Source organism: Erysipelotrichaceae bacterium 66202529 (assembly GCA_017161075.1).
Taxonomy (GTDB): Bacteria; Bacillota_I; Bacilli_A; order Erysipelotrichales; family Erysipelotrichaceae; genus Clostridium_AQ.
The window spans coordinates 936980-950573 of the sequence record CP046174.1; the positions used below are offsets into that span (position 1 = coordinate 936980).

General features: G+C 40.3%; 12 protein-coding genes. 11 read left to right on the plus strand and 1 reads right to left on the minus strand.

Annotated elements, in window-relative coordinates; genetic code table 11:
• Nucleotides 1-119: 119 nt before the first annotated feature.
• From GKZ87_04420 to GKZ87_04460, 9 genes are read left to right on the plus strand one after another with little or no spacing between them, the layout of a single operon-like run.
• Nucleotides 120-2930 (plus strand): PRD domain-containing protein, encoded by a 2811-nt coding sequence (locus GKZ87_04420; GenBank protein ID QSI24805.1) that lies wholly within the window; start codon nucleotides 120-122, stop codon nucleotides 2928-2930.
• Complete coding sequence (locus tag GKZ87_04425) at nucleotides 2908-3438, plus strand: PTS mannose transporter subunit IIB (GenBank protein ID QSI24806.1); 531 nt, start codon at nucleotides 2908-2910, stop codon at nucleotides 3436-3438. Before GKZ87_04420 ends, GKZ87_04425 begins: the two co-directional genes overlap by 23 nt.
• A complete protein-coding gene (locus GKZ87_04430) occupies nucleotides 3432-3908 on the plus strand; it encodes a PTS mannose/fructose/sorbose transporter subunit IIB (GenBank protein QSI24807.1) in 477 nt (158 codons plus the stop codon). The genes GKZ87_04425 and GKZ87_04430 overlap by 7 nt, the downstream gene beginning before the upstream one ends.
• 15 nt (nucleotides 3909-3923) lie before the next feature.
• Entirely contained in the window at nucleotides 3924-4709 is a 786-nt protein-coding gene (locus tag GKZ87_04435) for a PTS sugar transporter subunit IIC (protein ID QSI24808.1), read from the plus strand.
• The gene (locus tag GKZ87_04440; protein ID QSI24809.1) at nucleotides 4702-5532 is read left to right on the plus strand and encodes a PTS mannose transporter subunit IID; all 831 of its coding nucleotides are present in this window, start codon (nucleotides 4702-4704) and stop codon (nucleotides 5530-5532) included. Before GKZ87_04435 ends, GKZ87_04440 begins: the two co-directional genes overlap by 8 nt.
• Nucleotides 5533-5552: 20 nt before the next feature.
• Nucleotides 5553-6323, plus strand: a complete 771-nt coding sequence (locus tag GKZ87_04445; protein ID QSI24810.1) for a putative N-acetylmannosamine-6-phosphate 2-epimerase — start codon at nucleotides 5553-5555, stop codon at nucleotides 6321-6323.
• A gap of 28 nt (nucleotides 6324-6351) precedes the next feature.
• Nucleotides 6352-8643, plus strand: a complete 2292-nt coding sequence (locus GKZ87_04450; protein QSI27879.1) for a pyruvate formate-lyase — start codon at nucleotides 6352-6354, stop codon at nucleotides 8641-8643.
• Nucleotide 8644: 1 nt separating this feature from the next.
• A complete protein-coding gene (locus GKZ87_04455; protein QSI24811.1) occupies nucleotides 8645-9547 on the plus strand; it encodes a glycyl-radical enzyme activating protein in 903 nt (300 codons plus the stop codon).
• Nucleotides 9498-10388 (plus strand): Cof-type HAD-IIB family hydrolase, encoded by an 891-nt coding sequence (locus GKZ87_04460; GenBank protein QSI24812.1) that lies wholly within the window; start codon nucleotides 9498-9500, stop codon nucleotides 10386-10388. Before GKZ87_04455 ends, GKZ87_04460 begins: the two co-directional genes overlap by 50 nt.
• A 721-nt stretch (nucleotides 10389-11109) precedes the next feature.
• On the opposite strand, the gene GKZ87_04465 is transcribed toward GKZ87_04460, so the two are convergent.
• Nucleotides 11110-11997, minus strand: coding sequence for a LysR family transcriptional regulator (locus GKZ87_04465; GenBank protein ID QSI24813.1), 888 nt, complete (start codon nucleotides 11995-11997; stop codon nucleotides 11110-11112).
• Between the two features lie 142 nt (nucleotides 11998-12139).
• Between GKZ87_04465 and GKZ87_04470 the strand changes: the two genes are divergently transcribed.
• Nucleotides 12140-12373 (plus strand): hypothetical protein, encoded by a 234-nt coding sequence (locus GKZ87_04470; GenBank protein ID QSI24814.1) that lies wholly within the window; start codon nucleotides 12140-12142, stop codon nucleotides 12371-12373.
• Nucleotides 12374-12384: 11 nt separating this feature from the next.
• Nucleotides 12385-13557 (plus strand): iron-containing alcohol dehydrogenase, encoded by a 1173-nt coding sequence (locus GKZ87_04475; protein ID QSI24815.1) that lies wholly within the window; start codon nucleotides 12385-12387, stop codon nucleotides 13555-13557.
• The last annotated feature ends 37 nt before the right edge of the window (nucleotides 13558-13594 follow it).

The following is a 13594-nucleotide window of genomic DNA, read 5'->3' on the forward strand; positions in this document are numbered from 1 at the left end:
TATTTAGGAAATAAAACAGATATTGCTATTCTAACGGAATTAACCTATACTGTAATTGTAAGTCGGGTGGGATGATACCGGCTTTTTTATTACTTTTATTTTAATCAACGTTTTTCAGCATGTCAATATCAGGGGAGGATACTATGAAAAGGAATGAGGAAATTGAACAACATCTTCAGTTACTGACACAGCGGGTAAACTGGAAACAAACCGAAGTATTTTCAGCAACCGCTATCGCATTGGAATTATCGCTAAATCGTGTTCAGGTTTCAAAGATTCTGAATGCCTATGTGAATGAGGGCATCGCTGTTAAAGTAAACTCACGTCCGGTATTGTTTTTTCATAAAGCTGTACTTGAAAAGGAATATGCTGCAGCTCTTACAGAAATGACATACAACGGACTGGATGAGCTTATGAAAACATTACAGCCGCAGGATCCATCCTATATATTCCGTAATCTGATTGGTTATCGCAGATCCTTGAAATCCTGTATCGATCAATGCATGGCTGCAATCAGTTATCCTGGAACGGGACTGCCTGTATTATTACATGGAGCAAGCGGAACGGGGAAAAGCTATATCGCCCAGCTGATGTTTGAATATGCAAAAACTGCAGGCTTTATATTGGAAGCAGGGACAATGGTTATCGTAAACTGTGCAGAATATGCGAATAATCCGGAACTGTTTCTTACCAATGTATTCGGATATTGCAAAGGCTCTTATACAGGAGCGGAAAAGGATCAAAAGGGCCTGCTTTATCATGCGGACGGCGGTATGCTTTTCCTTGATGAAATTCATGAATTGCCACCGGAATGTCAGGAAAAGATATTTTTATTCATGGATAAGGGAATCTACCACATGGTCGGGGATAATGAGCATTGGTTTCATTCCAGTGTCCATATGATTATGGCGACAACAGAGACACCGGAAACAGCATTACTGCAAACACTTCGACGCAGGATAGCACTGATTATTGAAATACCTTTATTAAAGGAACGCCCGATTCAGGAACGAAAGGAACTGATTCATTATCTTTTGATTAAAGAAGAACAGCACGTTTTAAAGAAGCTTCGCTTATCCCGTATGGTATATCATATTCTTTTATCACACCCCTTTCATGGAAATATCGGCGAGCTTAAAAACATTCTTAAAATTACAGTGGCAAATGCTCTAATCAAATCCAGAGAATCTGATGTGATAGATGTTCATGTCAGAGATATGCCGGAATCTGTACAGCACCAGCAGACGACCAGAGGAATGCATATTGAGGATGACAGTACCATGCTGGATGCGGATTCCCTTCTGTATCGGGATATGAGTGAAAATAGATTGCTCAGATTCAATAAAGAAATTCAGGATCTTTTTCATAAAGCTGAACAGCAGCATTATATAAAGGATACTTTAAAAACCAGAATTTATGAAACCATACGGATTTATATCGATCACTTATACTTTGATGCGGAGCAGATGTATGTATACGCGGATGATTTAAGTCATAAGATTCTTATGAATACAATGAAAATTTTACAGGATAAGTATCATCTAAAGCATTTTTCAAATAATGAAATAGAAATTTTATTACGGTTTCTATCCGACTTTGCAGGATATGAATGTATAGAGGAAGCTTCCGTTCTCGGCGATTTCAGCAGAATGAAGCAGCTTCTTTATGACAGCTTTAAAATTCAAAAGGAAATGCTCCATACGTTTACAGATATGATTAAGGACAGCTTTTTAATACCGGATCGTGAGCTGTTTGCATTTGATCTTTCTTTGCTTTTGTCCTATATGACAAAGGAATATGAAAATCTTCCGTTATGTGGAATCATACTGGCCCATGGGTACTCGATTGCCAGCGGTATAGCGGAAGTGACCAATCAGATGCTGGAGCGCCATGTCTTCGATGCAATCGATATGCCGATTGACAGTGAATTTGAAGATGTGGTTGACCGTCTGAAGGAATATCTGAACAGTATTCCACGCCAAAAAGAAATTATTGTGCTTGTAGATATGGGATCACTGGAAATAATTCATCAGCATCTGCAGGGGTTTACCTTTGATATAGGAATCATAAATAATGTGACAACCAGACTGGCTCTGGATATTGGAAACATGATGATGCAGAATAAGAAAATGGAGGATATTTTAAAAGAAGCAAATGAGCGGAATGCTAACCATTATGTACTTGTTCCGAAACAGGATAAGCAGAAAATAATTCTGACTATTTGTGAAACCGGTCTTGGTGTTGCCAGCAAAATCGCTGAAATTGTGAATAAAAGTCTTCCTAAAAAAATTGATGCGATTATTATTCCCTATGATTATCACAGCCTGAAAACGATGGGAAAGCAATCCCCGCTGTTTGAGAATTATGATGTCTATTTTATACTTGGAACAAAAAATCCCCAGGTGGAGGGTATCCCGTATCTTTCTCTATATGACATAATGGATGCGGAAAACAGTGAGTATATAGAGCATTTGATTGGTAAGCAATTGGATCATGCACAGACGAAGGAATTTTGTAAGGAGATGCTGAAAAACTTTTCTATTGAAAATCTTACAGAATATCTTAATATAATTTCACCAGAACGAATCATACGCAATGTAGAGGACATTATTGCGGCTATTCAGAATAATCTGCATGTGCATCTCGATATCAGTGTGATCTGTGGATTATATATACATATTTCCTGTATGATGGAACGGATGATTCTACAGGAATATGTATGTGCGTATGATCATTTGGAAACGTTTTGTGAAGAACACAAGGATTTTATTAGCATCGTGAAACAGGCATTTTATGAAACGGAGCAGCAATACAATGTAGAAATACCGGTGAGTGAAATTGCCTATCTGTATGAATATGTTTATACAGAGCGGGATAGTGTAACGAAAATAGCAAATAGTGTAGAAAATGTATTTGGTTTTATCGAATAACGCGATAAACAGACGTGTCATGCAGTTGGCACGTTTTTTTGCTGTATATAGGGCAGAAAGGAGAGGTAGAATGAGAAAATTCATAGTTGCATCACACGGTAACCTTGCTTCAGGATTAGTCAGTGCTGCCCAGATGATAATTGGAAATGTAAGCGGGATGAAGTGCTTTGATCTATGTGATTATCATTCTCCCCTGGAAATCTATGAAGAAATCAGAACAATCGTGAGGGATTACAAAAAGGACGAGGTTCTGATACTGACGGATTTGTTAGGGGGGAGTATCAATAATCAGTTACTTGATCTATGCGAATTTAACCATGTCCACGTGATAGCCGGTGTTAATCTTGGAATACTGCTGGAAGTTTACCTTGCCAGTGAGAATGAACCATGTGAAGAAGTCGCATACCGGGCGATTACCATGGGCAGAGAAAACATTCAGCTGTTTAACAGGAAAATTGTACAGGATGCAATTATCAAGGAACATGAAAAGGAGGAGACTTTATGGTAGAACTGCTGCGTATCGACGACAGATTACTGCATGGACAGGTGGCATTTTCATGGGTGAACCGGTATGCGCCGGATGCTATTCTGATTGCGAATGATGAAGTTATGCACAATGAAATACAGAAAATGGCAATTAAGATGGCGAAGCCGGCCGGTATGAAAATGGCGATAAAAACGCTGCAGGACGGTATTGATCTGATCAACAATGAGCACGTAAAACAAATGAAGCTGTTTGTTGTTGTCAAGACCTCACAAGATGCTCTTACTTTGATTCAGGGAGTGAAGGAGCATATCCGGCTATTGAATATCGGAGGAATCTCAAATCGTAAAAAGGGAGGGAAAAATGTAGCTAAGGGAATTTATTTAAGTGAAGAGGATATCGAAAATATAAAGAAAATACAAAAGCTGATTGACGAGGTGGATATCCGCGTCGTACCTACGGATCCTAAAAAGGATATTCAGCATGTATTGTAAGGAAAGGAGAATTGTATGTTAACAGAAGCACTGCTAGTAGCACTGACAGTCACAGTTTTATACTTTATCAATTTATGGTTCGGGTATATCTTTACAGATAAGCCAATAATTATCGGAACCTTTGTCGGGCTTGTTCTTGGGGATCTGCAGACGGGTATTATTTGCGGAGGCGCATATGAACTGATATTCCTTGGTGCTGTTAATATCGGAGGGGCAGTTCCAAGTGATCCGACGACCGGCACTGCGGTGGCAACGGCATTTACGATTTTATCAGGAATGACCACAGAAACTGCAATGGCACTCGCAATTCCTGTAGGATTGCTGATTGCACAGGTTCAGATGCTGTTAAACACAGTTCCAAGCTTCTTAAATCCTGTAGTGGATCGCATGATTGAAAGTGATAACGATAAGGGCATTGCATGGATGACGTTTTTAACGGCATTTATCAAAACGATTCCTATGGGAATATTCTGTTTCTTTGCGATTTATTTCGGCTCTGGTTTCATTACGGATATGGTGAATTCTCTGCCAGAGTTTGTAACCGGTGGGTTAAGTGTTGCGTCCGGTATGCTTGCTGCTGTAGGCTTTGGCATGCTGCTTCGCATTATCTGGAGCAAAGCTCTTGCCGTATATTTCTTTGTAGGCTTTGTGCTGGCTACGTATATGAATGTTCCGATTATCGGGATTGCTATTATCGGATTGATTTATTGCATTATCCGTTATTTTGATACCTTTAAAAAGGAAAGCCTGATACAGGCTGAAGGCGATGAATTCAGTGAGGAGGAAATGTTCAATGACTAAAAAAACTTCGATTCTTTATCTGGAGCCTGATGATAAGAAAATGATCCACTCCATTGCCTGGCGTACCATGGTGGGCAGTTCCACCTATCAATATGAGAAAATGCAGGCACTGACCTTCCTGTATGGTATGATTCCGGCAATCAAACGGTATTATCCTGATAAAAATGATCGTATACAGGCATATAAGCGGCATTGGGAATTGTGGAATACCACACCGCAGGTTGCAGGTCTGGTAACCGGTCTGGCTGCTTCCATGGAACGGCAGGCATCACTTGATCCAGATTACGATGCATCCAGCATCAATGCGGTGAAGGTTGCTTTGATGGGACCGCTGGCAGGTATTGGAGATTCCATATTCTGGGGTTCCCTGAAAATTATCGCTACGGGCATCGGCGTTTCGTTTGCCGCACAGGGAAGTATATTAGGCCCGATTCTGTTCTTCCTCGTCTATAACATTCCAGCAAGCCTGGTTCGTCACCTGTTTCCGGTACTTGGATTTAAACTGGGAGTAGGCTTTCTGGAAAAAGCAAGTAAAAACGGTCTGATGCCGTTTATTACACAATGCTGTAATATTATTGGTCTTATGATGGTGGGAGCGATGACCTGCACAATGGTTACCCTGAAAATACCGTATGTATATGAGGCGGATGGGGCTAAAATTATCGTCCAGGAGCTTTTGGACAGCATTTTACCCAATGTACTCCCTGTTGCCTTGACGCTATTATGCTTCCAGCTATTAAAGAAAAAGAATATTCAGCCGGTCGTACTGATTGTTGGACTTATTATCATTTGTATTATACTGCACTATTTTGGAATTTTATAAAATAAAAAAGGAGAAAAACAATGGAAAATAACAAAAAAGAGCTTATCGAAAAATTAAAGGGCGGACTTATCGTTTCCTGTCAGACACAGCCAAAGGATGTAATTCATGAGGATGGACGCACGGTAGTGACGATGGCAAAGGCTGCACAATGGGGAGGCGCTGTGGGAATCCGCGCTAATGGCCCTGATCAGATTAAGGATATCCATGCGGCAGTTGATCTTCCTATCATTGGGCTACATAAAATAATGTATGAAGGCATGGAGGATGTCATCATGACCCCTACTCTTGCGCATGCCAGGGCTTTATGGGATGCAGGTGCCAGGATTATCGCGCTTGATGCAACTGATCAGCTGACACCGTGGGGAGAGCCGAGATGCAATCTGATACCGGTATTGAAAAAAGAGCTTCCCGATGCTGTAATCTTCGCTGATGTTGATACCTTTGAAAATGCAAAGCATGCAGTGGAACTGGGAGCGGATATCGTTGCGCCGACAATGTCCGGATATACAAAGGCGTCTGCACATATTACGGAACCGCCTGCATATCGTGAAATTGCCAGAATGTGCCGGGAATTACACGTTCCTGTGATTATGGAAGGACATGTTTATACACCGGAATCCGCAATGAAATGTTTATATCTGGGATGTCATGCAGTCGTTGTCGGCAGTGCGATAACAAGACCGCACTTTATCGTAAAACGCTTTACAGATCTGATGAACAAATTCCTGGAAGACAGTAACTGGCGGGAGGATGAAAAAGCATGGACAGGGGTTATTACAAAGGTTGAATGATATGGGAAAGGAGGAGCCTATGGAAAAAATGGTTGATGAAGGGTTGTCCGGAAAAAACAATGTAGAAATTCTTCCGAAGCTGCCATGTGAAAAAACAGTTGAGGAACAGCTGGAAGTCATGGAGCTATATACAAAAACACATGAACAGACAAGAAACAAGCCAAAGGCAGCCAGAGAAATTGACTGCCTGAAGGTACTATTTCCGAGAATGTTTCGCAGTATACAGGAGGATGACATATTTGCAGGAAGATATGATGTCTTACCGATCGGTTTTGGAAGTGTTACCTCTCTGGGAGGTGTCGGACATTATTGTGTATTTGGAAAATTAAATGAATTTCGTGAGCAATTAGAAACAGAAGAGGACCGTAAGCGTGTTGATCGGCTGATTGCATATTGGTCAAAGCACGATTTAAAGGCGATGCATGCCGCAAAATATAACGATCATGATGTAAACCGGGTATTTTCTGATTCTGCCGTTTACGCACCGGTTAATACATCCGCAAGATTAAGCGGGATGATGCTGGATTATAATAAGCTTGTAGATAAAGGTATTTGTGGACTTCGTGCTGAAATAGAATCCAGAAGTATAGATGATCCGCATAATGATTTTTATCAGGCTTCACTGGAGGCCCTGGATTTATTTGAAGCGTGCTGTGATTATCTGGCAGAGCAGGCAAAACAGGATATGGTTTTTGCATCTTCAAAGCGAAAAGAGGATTTGGAAACCATTGTACAAAGCCTGCAGGTGATACGCAAAGACCCGCCGCAAACCTTTCATCAGGCATTGCAGCTGGTCTGGCTGTATGCAATCATGGCAGGAATTATCAATTATGGCAGGCTGGATGATGTTACCGGAAGCTTTTTGAAGCGTGATCTGGATAACGGGACACTGACGTATGAACAGGCCAAGCGCTATGTCAAATGCTTGTGGACGATGATTGAGAATAAACGGACGACGGTAAATGGACGTGTCATCGTAGGAGGCCGCGGCAGAAGAAATCCCAAAGCCGCAGATTTGTTTGTAAAAATAGCCTTGGAGGTCTGTCATGAATGCCGGTATGTGGAACCGCAATTCACGCTGCGATTATACGAGGGGACATCATCTGAAATATTTGATAAAGCGATGGAATGTCTTGCCGATGGTGCTACGTATCCTACCTTATATAATGATGCTGTTCACGTACCGGGATTGATGCATTGTATGAGAGTCAATGAAAAAGAAGCTGAGCAGTACGCACCGTTTGGCTGTGGGGAAATGAATCTTGTAGGTAAGACAACAGGTACTCCAAATGCCACAATCAATCTGTTAAAAACGATGAATATTTTCATGAATCACGGGGTAGATCCCTATGATAATGTATATAAGGCAGATGGTGTGAGCTTCAAAAAATTAGAGGATATACATAGCTTTGAGGAGTTCTTCACGGAATACTGCAGATTGCTGGATCATTATCTGGATCTATGCGCATATACACAGAAAAAGTCATATGAAAGTATGAATGAACAGGTTGCCTTTCTATATGACAGCATTCTGATGGATAACTGTCTGGCAAATGGAAAAGCCCTTTTGGATGGCGGTGTCGTATACCTGGGCGGCTGCTGTGAAACCTTTGGCAATACCAATACAGCTGATGCACTTACCGCAATAAAAAAGCTGGTATTTGAAGAACAGAAATATTCCCTAACAGAAATCCAAAAAGCTCTGCTGGCTGATTTTAACGGCTATGAGCGATTAAGGAAGGAGCTTTTGAATTGTCCGAAATACGGAAATGATGATACATATGCGGATACGATATATCTGAAGCTATACGATCATGTCTCACGCTATACAAGAGCAGCAGGTATTCGCAACGGTCTTCACCATTATGGAATTGTTATCATCAATAATCAGGGAAATACGGAATGGGGATTAAAAACCAGTGCATCGGCAGATGGCAGAAGGAATACGGTATTCCTGAATCCGAGCAACAATCCACAGGGAGGCGCTGATAAGCATGGTCCTACCGCAGTATTGAAGTCTATTTCAAAGCTGGATTCCCGCTTCCATTTGGGATCTGTACAGAATATTAAATTTCAGACCAGTTTCTTTAAGGAGAATATGGATAAAATCAAATTGTTATTTAAAACATATTTTAAGCTCGGTGGCTGTCAGCTCATGGTTACTGTGATTGATTCCCATGCTTTGGAGGATGCGATGGTCCATCCGGAAAAATATCCCGATCTGATAGTCCGTGTCAGCGGGTTCAGCGCTGTGTTTGTTAATCTTGACCGTGAAGTGCAAAAGGAGCTACTCAGCCGCACGATGCATGAGGGATTCTGATATGAAAACAAATATTATGGAAATAGAGCGCTTTGCAATACATGATGGGCCGGGAATCAGAACGGTAGTATTTCTTCAAGGCTGTCCATTGCATTGTCCATGGTGTGCAAATCCGGAATCACAGAGCATGCAGGCACAGCTTATGTATCAGAGAAAAAAATGTATCGGCTGTCAGACTTGTGTGAAACACTGTCCCGCGCATGCTATTGAAGTCATACAGCAGGAATTGGTATTTCATAGAGAGCGATGTCTTTCCTGCAAAACCTGTGAAGAAAATTGTCCTGCAGAAGCGATTCATTTTATCGGAAAGCAGGCTACTGTCGATGAGATAATGGCTGAAGTCCGTAAAGACAAATGCTTTTATGAGGAGTCCAATGGCGGTATAACATTGTCCGGTGGAGAGCCGTTCGTTCAATATGAAGCATGCCGAGCTCTTTTACAGGCTTCCAAGCAGGAAGGGATTTGCACAGCGGTTGAAACCACCGGTGATTATGCATGGGAGAGGTTAAAGGAATGTATTCCTCTGATTGATATATTCCTGTTTGATTTCAAGCATTGTGATTTGGATAAGCTGCATCAAACGACGGGTGCAGATGGTGAGCGCATCATGCAAAATTTAAAGCAGCTATCCATGCTGGTTCCAGATAAGATCACTCTTCGTATTCCTGTTATACCAGGCTTTAATTATGAAGATACTGTCCTGAAAAAAATGATTGATATAGCTAAGGAGCTGCAGGTTTCATCCGTCCATCTTTTACCTTATCACACCTTGGGATTATCAAAATATGAGCAGCTTGACCGCAAGTATGAATTAAAGGGTGTTGCCATGCTTCAGAAAGAAGATTTAAAGGATTATGCTGCGTATGGAAAATCGAAAGGCATTCATGTACAGGCCGGTGGCTGATATGGCAGAGCAGGTATTTCTTCCACCCTCCGGTATCCGTCTGGTTTTAAGTGATTTAGATGGCACACTGTTGCATGATAACAAGCAGGTATCGTCCTATACGATTGCGATGCTTCAAAGGCTTAAAGAGCAGGGATATTTATTTGGTGTTGCGACAGGACGCCCCTATGAGGTTGTTCAGCACAGATTAAAGGAATGGAAGCTTGATACGCTATGTGATGTGGGAATCTTTGACAATGGTGCTGTCATCTATACCGCCGGTAAACATCTGATAAAAAGGGATGTATATTTAAAGCATGAGGATATCCAATATCTGCTGCGCTTGTTTTCAAAACAGGATGTTGGAATTGGAGTACACGAGGATGGCTTATGTGCTTCCAGTCTTCATCCGCTCATGAAGCGGCTGCTAAATTCTCATAGCGGTTGTTTTCAGAAAATAGATTTTACAAGTCACATATTTACACATGCAACCAAATTTCTGATATTTACAGAAGAGCATATAGCTGATGTGAAAAAACTGGGTGAGTTACATCAGGATCGTTTTCTGTTCCTGCAGACTGACAGCTATATTTATGAGGCTGTCCATAAGAAAAACAGCAAGCTGGAGGGATTACTGGAGCTGCTGCAGAGTCTGCCGGCAATAGATATAAAGCAGGTGCTGGTATTTGGAGATGGGGAAAATGATATAGACGTTATGAAGGCTTGCGGGTATTCTGTCTGTATGGAGAATGGCGATAAAAGGGCAAAGAATATCGCCGATTCCATAGCCTTGAGTAATGAAGAGGATGGGGTTGCACATTTCATCGAAGATCATATATTGTCCAATGCTGTAAGCAATTAAGCATATATTCTGTTTGGGATTGAAAGTCTTTAGCAGCCATATTGAAATAAGGCAGTAGTTTTGAATATATGTTAAGGTATAGCATGAAAAAACGTCCAATCTGGGCGTTTTTTAGCTTCTATTGATACAAATAACAGGAATCGAGAGTTTGCTGACTAACCTTTATTTTGCATGAAATAAGCCAAAATATGATCAGTTTTGAGTTCGCGAAACAGATTGTATATAGCTAATTATGAAAGAAATAAAACAGAAGTTTCGGCTTATGTCTATAAAACTACGTATTTCAATAAAAGAAGCATACCGATATTTTAAGAGGTAAAAGTTACATTTAGACAGGAAGCTTGTATTTTTTAGCTTCTAAACATCAAGATAAATGATACAATATTTAGAATGTTATGAAGCAAATTGGAAATGAATTCATATAATGATTGAAACAGTATTATCTAATCCATCCTCATAAGGTTAAGAAAAGAGGAAAATTTCAAAACACCAATTTCTGATTTCAAATCAGCCATATTAAAACAACACCATGTTTTTTTTGCAGATAACGATAAGTAGTTAGCGCATGCCTATCGTATTAAAGTGATAATCCATCTATTTGTTTTTGAACTGTGCTTATTCTTGGTTAGCCTATATGGCAATTACTGAAGATTATTATTTTCACATGAACCAGCTGCATACATGGAAAGCAGCGACAGTGCTATTCGCATCCGTCGCTGCTTTAAGTATATGCTTGAGTAAGCTCTTTTTTCATTTCATTGATTAGTAATTCAGCAATAGGAGTAAATACCTGATATTTCTTCCATATGATATACATTTTTGTTTCCAAGAGCGGATGTAACGGGCGAAACGTCAAAGGACTGTTCGTACTTGTATCAATCAATTTATCAAAGGTCAGCATATATCCAGTTTCCTCTTTCACAAATATGGATCCATTATAGGCAAGGTTAATAGTGCCTGACAAATTTAACTGATCCAACTTTTCACCGCACCACCTTGGGATATCCACTTCCATAGCTTGTGCGGAACATATAAGGGGCAGACCTATGATATCTTCTACTTCAATCCTGCTCTTAACTGCTAAAGGATCATCTTTTTTCATAACAAGTCCCCATACATTTGTTTCCGGGACTTCAATATAGTTATACTTCGATAAATTAGGCGGCTCTACGATTACCGCAAAATCAATGAGTCCTCTATCAAGGCGTTCTATAACCTGCTCCGTATTTCCACTTGTTAAGTGATAGCGAAATAGTGGATAATTCTCTCTAAATTTTTTTATGATGCGAGCGAGGTATTTGATTTGATGAGATTCAGCACACCCAATATATACTTCACCACCCGTTATAGTATCAAGAGCACTAAATTCATCGATTGTTTTATCAATCATATCCAAAATATCCTCGGTCCGCTTACGCAGCAGCATACCCTCATCAGTAAGGCTTAAACCCGCACTTTCACGGTGGAATAATTTTTTTCCAAGCTCTTCCTCTAATTCTTTCATTTGCTTTGATAATGTCGGCTGTGATACATGCAGCGTTTCTGCAGCCCTTGACATATTACCGATTCTGGCGATTTCCAAAAAGTAACGAAGAACACGTATTTCCATATGACATGACCTCCTTGTTTCATCCTTAGTATACTCAGTATAACAATTAGTGTTATTCCTGTAAAGAATAATATGATATAAGCTATAAGTATTAGACATAGCTTGCCTTGAACAATATAATCAAAGTGTAGGAGGTGAAAGAGTGGCAGAAGCGACAGATAGACAAGGTATTATACATCAAAACTTAGAAGATGCGGGCTGTGATGAAGAGCTAATTATAAAATGCATGTCTTTTGTAAAAGACGGAAATGCGCAAGATATGTTGCCACTGCTTAAAAGCTATAAGTGTGGACTGCTTGGCAAAGTTCGAAAGGAACAGGAACAAATCGATTGTCTTGATTTTTTAGTTTATTCAATACAAAAAGAAAATATATAGGAGGACTGTTTATGATAAACTTTAATTTTAATAATTCAACAAATCTTTATTTTGGCAGAGGAATGCTGAATCAGCTAAGTGAGTTAGCTATGCCTGGAAAGAAAGCAGCTGTGCTTACCTCAAATGGAAAATCAGCAAAGGTAAATGGAACGCTTGATCGTACCCTTGAACAGCTTAGAATAGCAAACGTAGAGACAGTGGTATTCGATAAGATTATGGAAAATCCTGTTCGTGAGATTATCATGGAAGGTGCTGCGTTTGCAAAAGAGAATGCTTGCGATTTTATAGTTGCTCTTGGTGGAGGTGCCGTACTTGACAGCTCCGTGGCGATTTCAGCAATGGCGACTAACGATGGAGATCTGTGGGACTACGTTGTTGGAGGTACAGGGAAAGCCTTGCCACTTAAACATGCTGGACTTCCAATCGTAACGATTACAACGACAGCTGGAACGGGTTCTGAAATAAATTGTTGGGGTGTTATCTCTAATTTAGAAACAAAAGAAAAAATAGGGTTTGGCAATCCGATTCTTACACCTGTAATGGCATTGGTGGATCCAGAGCTTATGGTTACAATACCACCAAAATACACGGCTTATCAGGGCTTTGATGCATTGTTTCATAACACTGAGGTAATGATGTCCAAAGGAATAAATATTTTAAGCGAAACGATTGCTCTTTCAGCTATTGAAAATATTGCTAAATATTTGCCTCGTGCAGTTAAGAATGGCAGGGATATCGAGGCAAGAGAGCATATTGCTTATGGCAGCACAATGGCAGGTATGACGATGCAGCTTACCTCAACTACTGCACAGCACAGTATGGAGCATGCTATGAGTGCATATCACCATAATCTGCCTCATGGCGCAGGACTGATCATGATTTCAAAAGCATTTGCTGAGTATTTCATTGAACAGCATGCTTGTGATGACCAATTTATCAAAATGGCAAAAGCGATGGGTATAAAAGCTGCCGATAAGCCGGAGGATTTTATCACTGCTCTTGTTGCCTTACAGAAAGCCTGTGATGTTTCGGAGTTGAAAATGAGTGATTATGGGATTGAAAAATCAGAGTGTATGACGTTAGCGATAAATGCCAGGGAAACAATGGGTGGTTTGTTTCTTGCGAATCCTTGTGAATTAAATGATGAGGCTTGTGCAGGCATTTTTGAAAAATCATACAGATGATTAAGAAACTGATTTTATGATGCAGAATTAAAGATTT

Coding starts and splice junctions, on each gene's coding strand:
- GKZ87_04420 (QSI24805.1), top strand. CDS start 120: ATGTCAATATCAGGGGAGGATACTATGAAAAGGAATGAGGAAATTGAA.
- GKZ87_04425 (QSI24806.1), top strand. CDS start 2,908: ATGTATTTGGTTTTATCGAATAACGCGATAAACAGACGTGTCATGCAG.
- GKZ87_04430 (QSI24807.1), top strand. CDS start 3,432: ATGGTAGAACTGCTGCGTATCGACGACAGATTACTGCATGGACAGGTG.
- GKZ87_04435 (QSI24808.1), top strand. CDS start 3,924: ATGTTAACAGAAGCACTGCTAGTAGCACTGACAGTCACAGTTTTATAC.
- GKZ87_04440 (QSI24809.1), top strand. CDS start 4,702: ATGACTAAAAAAACTTCGATTCTTTATCTGGAGCCTGATGATAAGAAA.
- GKZ87_04445 (QSI24810.1), top strand. CDS start 5,553: ATGGAAAATAACAAAAAAGAGCTTATCGAAAAATTAAAGGGCGGACTT.
- GKZ87_04450 (QSI27879.1), top strand. CDS start 6,352: ATGGTTGATGAAGGGTTGTCCGGAAAAAACAATGTAGAAATTCTTCCG.
- GKZ87_04455 (QSI24811.1), top strand. CDS start 8,645: ATGAAAACAAATATTATGGAAATAGAGCGCTTTGCAATACATGATGGG.
- GKZ87_04460 (QSI24812.1), top strand. CDS start 9,498: ATGCTGCGTATGGAAAATCGAAAGGCATTCATGTACAGGCCGGTGGCT.
- GKZ87_04465 (QSI24813.1), bottom strand. CDS start 11,997: ATGGAAATACGTGTTCTTCGTTACTTTTTGGAAATCGCCAGAATCGGT.
- GKZ87_04475 (QSI24815.1), top strand. CDS start 12,385: ATGATAAACTTTAATTTTAATAATTCAACAAATCTTTATTTTGGCAGA.